The 3,777-nt window shown below is 66.5% G+C and carries 4 protein-coding genes; 1 reads left to right on the forward strand and 3 read right to left on the reverse strand.

Annotated features, from left to right (window positions below; translation table 11 throughout):
* Positions 1-608: 608 nt before the first annotated feature.
* From ACQ0O7_RS45020 to ACQ0O7_RS45030, 3 genes are all read right to left on the reverse strand, one after another.
* A complete protein-coding gene (locus ACQ0O7_RS45020) occupies positions 609-1,823 on the reverse strand; it encodes an ISAs1 family transposase (RefSeq protein WP_430792085.1) in 1,215 nt (404 codons plus the stop codon).
* Positions 1,824-1,968: 145 nt separating this feature from the next.
* Complete coding sequence (locus ACQ0O7_RS45025; RefSeq protein WP_430792086.1) at positions 1,969-2,526, reverse strand: ISAs1 family transposase; 558 nt, start codon at positions 2,524-2,526, stop codon at positions 1,969-1,971.
* Positions 2,526-3,203 (reverse strand): ISAs1 family transposase, encoded by a 678-nt coding sequence (locus tag ACQ0O7_RS45030; RefSeq protein WP_430792087.1) that lies wholly within the window; start codon positions 3,201-3,203, stop codon positions 2,526-2,528. Before ACQ0O7_RS45030 ends, ACQ0O7_RS45025 begins: the two co-directional genes overlap by 1 nt.
* 6 nt (positions 3,204-3,209) lie before the next feature.
* On the opposite strand from ACQ0O7_RS45030, the gene ACQ0O7_RS45035 reads away from it, so the two are divergent.
* The coding region (locus ACQ0O7_RS45035) for a transposase (RefSeq protein WP_430792088.1) at positions 3,210-3,777 on the forward strand (568 nt) is incomplete at its 3' end.

Below are 3,777 nucleotides of genomic sequence, written 5' to 3' on the forward strand. Positions count from 1 at the left end.
GCTTCACCCGCTTCTACCACCTCCACAAAGGCCGGTCATCTCACGAAATCCCTGTTCAGCGGATCACAGACCGAGAACGCAACATCCCTGAGCCTCGCCGCGTGAGATTTCCATTCTAATTGAAACTGCAAATTGCTCCGGATTTAGCCGTAAAGGAGAAGGTCTTAAGGTCCAAAAAGGATGGCGTTACTATCTCCTTCCTTACCTTCACGAAGCGTCTCCTGTGTCATGCTGGATGTGTGTTGTGGTTGCGGTCGAGGAGTCCGCGAACGCGACCAGCGCTGAGAGGGTCGAGCTACAGTGCTCGCGCCTCGACGTAGCAACTAAGGAATTTCAACGTTTGCCTAATGCCACCTCGTTTGATCGCGATCAGTTACTTCATTGGGTCGTTTGGGAAGCGGCAAAAGCGTCGGGGGCAAGAGGGGTGCCTGACAATCGTACGAGTCGGAACGACGGTGACTAGTACGGCAGCCGCCATTTGCTAGTTGGCCAGGGAATACTCTCGACTGAGGCGTGCGCGTTGGTGGAACCAGCGTGCTCGGGCTTGGTGGCGGCGGCGCCAGTTGCGCCAGTGGGTGTCGTGGTCGGCGGGCACGGCCGTTTCAACATCATCCAGTGAGGCCGAGGATGGTGAATGGCCTGGTCATGTCGCGGTTGGCCCAGCGGGTGGCTTCGGTGATGTCGGTGCGGCCGGCCAGGCGTAGGGCGTTGATGGCGAGGTTTCTGAGCGAGGCCAGGACGCGGGGTCCGGAGCGGGTGCGCACGTGGGAGTGGTCTTCGCGGTAGCAGGTGTCGCGGATGAAGTGCAGGGTTTCGATGGCCCACTGGCCGCGGTTGAACGCGGCGATCTCGGTTGGTCCGGCGGTCTCGGCAGGGTGGCTGGTGACGCCCAGTTGTGCTGCGGCGGACTCTTTTCCGTCGCCGGTGGTGACGTAGCGTTCGATCAGCCACACCTGGTTGACGTGCGGAAACGGCAGGCCGGAGGGTGCGGGCAGGACCCGGATGGTGCGGCGGGTGGTACGGCCGTGGCCGGTCTCGGTGCTCTCGTGACCGATCGGGGTGTCGGCCCAGGGCAGGGCGTCGAGGACGTCGAACAGTGCGGCCCGGTTCTCCTTGACCGGCAGCACGAAGTGGCCGCCCTGCTGGTGGATGAGCTCCGCGGTGGCCTTGACGGTGTGCAGCGCGTCGGCTGTCACGGTCACCTCCCGCAGATTGAGGGTCTCCAGGACGGCGCGGGCGGTTTCGGGTTCGCGGGTCTTGGCGCCGTCTGTCGGTGCCTGGGCGATGATGACGGCTGCCGGGTCCGGGCCGGGTTTACCGGCCAGGGCGGACAGCAGGTGCAGTTGCCCGCCGTCGGCGTCGGTGGCACCGCGGACGGTCTTGCCGTTCAGGCGTACTTGTGCCGGTGTATCGCTGCTGGTGGGAGCCTGTTCGCCGGTGCTGTTGCGCTGGGTGGTGGTCCACTCGGAGATCACCGTGTCCAGGATGTCGCCGTCGGTGTCGGTGCAGACCCGCCAGAGCGTGGAGCGTGACGGCCGTCCGGCCGGTTTGGCCTCGGCTCGCAGGTACAGGCCGTCCATGATGTCGGTGGGGACGTCGGCGACCCAGCCGCTGATCGCGGTGTAGCCCTTCAGCCCGGCTACCGTGGCCGCCGCGACCAGCGCGAGCACGACCGCCACTGGATGATCACGACCTTGGTCGGAGCGGCCGTCGCCGACGGCGAGCAGCAAGTCGAGCAGACCGTGACACGAAGGCGTGAACGAGACGTCCTCAGGCAACGGCAGGGGCGACGGATCGGTGATGAGGGTGGCAGACTGCGGCACGACGAAGCTCCGTTTGAACCAGATCTGTGGAAAGACCTGGTCTCAACGGAGCTTCGTCCATATCCGACACGCCAGCGCGGGCACCGTCACTCCCCGCCACTATCGATCATGAAACGGCCGTGTGGTCGGCGGGTTTGGGCCAGGGCTATTGCGTAGTGCCCTTTCCGCTGGTCACGATCGGGTTTTCTGTGGTCACGGCGGTGATGAGGTCGTGGGGACGCTGGCTGGCTTCCCGGGTGGCTTCGGCGATGTTGGTGGCGCCGTTGACATGGTGGTATCCGATCGAGGCGTTACGGAGGGTGGCGAACACAGCGGGGCCGTTGCCGGTCCGGGCTTGATGCGCGTCTTCACGTAACGTTACATCCCGCACAAAGTGCACACGGTTTTCGATGTGCCATTCCGCCCTCGCCCAGGCACCCAGATCTGCTGGGCGGGCGTGGCCGGCGGGCAGTGAGATCGTCAGGTAGGCCGTCTCGCGGCTGGTCCTGCCCTTGACCGTGCGGGTTCGGGTGATCCGGACGGCCTGTTCGGCCTTGGAGAAGCCGATCCCGCCCGGCGTCGCGACGGTGAGTGCTTTGACGGTCCGGGTCTCCTTGCGGCCGTGACCGGTGTCCCGGGTCTGCGCCCCGACCGGGACCTGCGCCCAGGGAAGGGCCTTGAGCTGGGCGAACAGCGTCGGCTGGTTGGCCTTGGTCGTGACCATCAGATACGCGCCGTGTTCGGCGAGCAGGTCGGCGTGCCCGACCTGGGCGTGCAGGGCGCGTCCGCAACGATCAGCACACCCTCCAGGGAGCCCAGCACCGTTTTGACCAGCAGCATCAGCGGGGTGAACGCGGGGATTTCATTCGACTTCGCCGCGATCTGGACCTGGGCGAGCACGATCCCGGTGCTGGTGTCGTACGCGCTGAGCAGATGGATCTGGCGGCCGGCGGGCAGCCGGGCTCCGCGGGCAACCTTGCCATCGACGGCGATGACCCGGCGCCACCAGTGACCACCGGCCGGGAGCGGTGCCGTCCGTGACCGCAGCCAGCGGGCCAGGACCTGCGACAACGCTTCGGCGTCGAGACGGATCAGCAGCCGCCACACCGTCGTCGCGGCCGGCACCCGGCCGTTGAATCCGAGCCGGGCCCACACCGCCCGGTCCTGGAACCGCACCCAGTCACTGACCGCGGCGAACGTGCACGCCCCGGCGATCACCGCGCACACCGCCGCCGCCAGGACGGCCACGAGGGGGTACCGGCGGCCCCGCGGATCCCGCGGATCCGCCACCGCCGCCAACGCGACGAACAGGCTCCGCCGGTCACCATCGGTGACCACCATCGGGCACGGCATACCCGGGGGTCGCTGCGGCAGCACGATCTCGGTAAGTGATGATGTCATCAGCGGGTGCGTCCAGTTCTCGATCACGGTTGTCTTCGCAAACACCATGATTACGAACGGGTCGCACCCGTCCTACATGGACCCGGGTCCTCTCGCAGAGCTACCAAAACCCCAGCTCACAGTCCCCTCAAACGACTACGCAACCGCCCTGCCTCGGCCCGGCACACCAGACAACTCACCACTCTGGAACGGGCCACCGGCTGGCGCTATCAGATCGTCGCGACCAGCATCACCCGTATCCGCGGCGTTTCCGGCTCGCACCAGCCGCAATGGCTCGACGCCCTGCATCGCTCGCATGCCGGCGTCGAAGACCAGGTCCGGCACGGCAAGGCCATGGGGCTGCGCATCCTGCCCTCACATGCCTGGACCATCAACCAGGGCTGGGTCCTGACCTGCAACATCGCTGCCGACCTGGCCGCCTGGCTCCGGCTGCTCGGCCTGCACGGACAGGCTGGACTCGCTGACGCCGAACCCGAAACCCTGCGCTACCGGCTGCTGCATCTACCCGCGAAACTCGCCACCCATGCCCGCCGCCGGGTCCTGTCCATCCCCGACACCTGGCCCTGGGCCACCG

Origin of the sequence: Actinoplanes sp. G11-F43, assembly GCF_050589265.1 — a bacterium.
In the GTDB taxonomy this organism is placed as follows: Bacteria; Actinomycetota; Actinomycetes; order Mycobacteriales; family Micromonosporaceae; genus Actinoplanes.

What these genes read in the sequence shown, in the direction of transcription:
- ACQ0O7_RS45030 (WP_430792087.1), bottom strand. Translation starts at nt 3,203, where the DNA reads ATGACATCATCACTTACCGAGATCGTGCTGCCGCAGCGACCCCCGGGT.
- ACQ0O7_RS45025 (WP_430792086.1), bottom strand. Translation starts at nt 2,526, where the DNA reads ATGGTCACGACCAAGGCCAACCAGCCGACGCTGTTCGCCCAGCTCAAG.